At 62.7% G+C, this 1,722-nt stretch carries 2 protein-coding genes; both read right to left on the reverse strand.

Going from position 1 to position 1,722, the window contains the following annotated elements; genetic code table 11:
- A partial coding sequence (locus EOA86_RS33475) for a 50S ribosomal protein L11 methyltransferase (RefSeq protein ID WP_164892277.1) occupies positions 1–354 on the reverse strand: 354 nt, incomplete at its 3' end.
- A gap of 80 nt (positions 355–434) precedes the next feature.
- The coding region (locus EOA86_RS33480) for an AMP-binding protein (protein WP_128345454.1) at positions 435–1,722 on the reverse strand (1,288 nt) is incomplete at its 5' end.

Here is a 1,722-nt window from a genome sequence, read left to right on the forward strand (position 1 = left end):
GAGACCGAGCGCCGCGACGCCGTTGCTGTCGATCTCGGACGCGAGCACTTCGCGCGCTCCGGCCTTTGCCGCGGCGATGCCGACGAGGCCCGACCCGGCGCCGAGGTCGAGCACGCGAAGCCCGGCCACGGACTCCGGCCGATCGAGGATGTAGCGGGCAAGCACCGCGCCGCCGGCCCAGGCATAGGCCCAGTAAGGTGGCTGCGGCTCGGGCCCGTCCGCGTCGGCTTCGGTTCCTTCTTCTTCCGGCTCGGCTGCTCGTCCTTCTTGATGCGTGAGCCGCCACAGACCGCTCGCGGGATGGGCTGCATAAAGCCGGATTTCGGGAAGCGCAGGAACGGGGGCGATACGCATGTTCGCCTTGATGAATGTCAGCGGATCGTGACGGGAAAGCGGGTCCGCCGCGTCCTCGACAGTAAGGCAATCGCCCAAAATTATCCCAACCCCCGTAACGCCCGCCGCAGAATCTTGCCCACCGGCGTCTTCGGCAGTTCGGTCCGAAACTCGATGTATTTTGGCCGCTTGTAGCCGGTCAGGTTCTCGCGGCAATAGACGGTCAGCACCTCAGCGGTCAGCAACGGGTCCTTCTTGACGACGAACAGCTTCGGCACTTCGCCCGAATGCTCGTCCGGGACACCGATCGCCGCCACTTCGAGCACGCCCGGATGCAGGGCCACCACTTCCTCGAGTTCGTTCGGATAGACGTTGAAGCCGGACACCAGGATCATGTCCTTCTTGCGGTCGACGATCTTGGTGTAGCCGCGCTCGTCCATGAAGCCCATGTCGCCCGACTTGAAGAAACCATCCTTGGTTATCACCTTGGCAGTCTCGTCCGGCCGTTTCCAGTAGCCGGCCATCACTTGCGGTCCGCGTATGCAGATCTCGCCGACTTCGCCGAGCGGCAAATCGTTGCCGTCGTCGTCGCGGATGGCGATCTCGGTCGAGGGCAGCGGCAAGCCGATCGTGCCGGTGAAGGTGCCATTGCTGAATGTGTTGGCGGTGGCCACCGGCGAGGTTTCCGAAAGCCCGTAGCCCTCGGTGACCGGGCAGCCGGTCAACGCCTTCCAGCGTTCGGCAACACCCTTCTGCACCGCCATGCCGCCACCCAGCGTCAGGATCAGTGGCTTGAAGTCAAGCTTGCGGAAATCTTCATTGTTGAGCAGTGCGTTGAACAGCGTGTTGAGGCCTGGAAAGATGTGGATCGGATATTTGCCGAGTTGCTTGACGAAGCCGGGAATGTCGCGCGGATTGGGAATGAGTATGTTCTGGCCGCCGAGCTGCATGCCCATCAGTGCGTTCACCGTCAGCGCGAAGATATGGTAGAGCGGCAGCGCGCAGATGAAGTTGAGATGCGCCGGTTTCGGCTTGACCGTGAAGGCGTCCTCGATCCAGAGCGCGTTCTGCGCCACATTGGCCAGCACGTTGCTGTGCAGCAGTACCGCGCCCTTCGAGATGCCGGTGGTGCCGCCGGTATATTGCAGGAAGGCGACATCGTCGGCAGCGACCTTCACCGGCTTGAAATTCATGCCGGTGCCTGCTTTCAACGCGGCGTTGAACTTGACATGGCCCGGCAGCGACCAGGCCGGGACCATCTTCTTCACGCGGCGCACGACGAGATTGACGATCGTTCCTTTCAGGCCGCCAAGCATGTCGCCCATCGCCGCGACCACGACATGCTTGACAGCCGTTTTGGCGATCACCGCCTGCAAGGCGTTGGCGAAA

Origin of the sequence: Mesorhizobium sp. M5C.F.Ca.IN.020.32.2.1, from assembly GCF_004023105.1 — a bacterium.
Classification (GTDB): Bacteria; Pseudomonadota; Alphaproteobacteria; order Rhizobiales; family Rhizobiaceae; genus Mesorhizobium; species Mesorhizobium wenxiniae.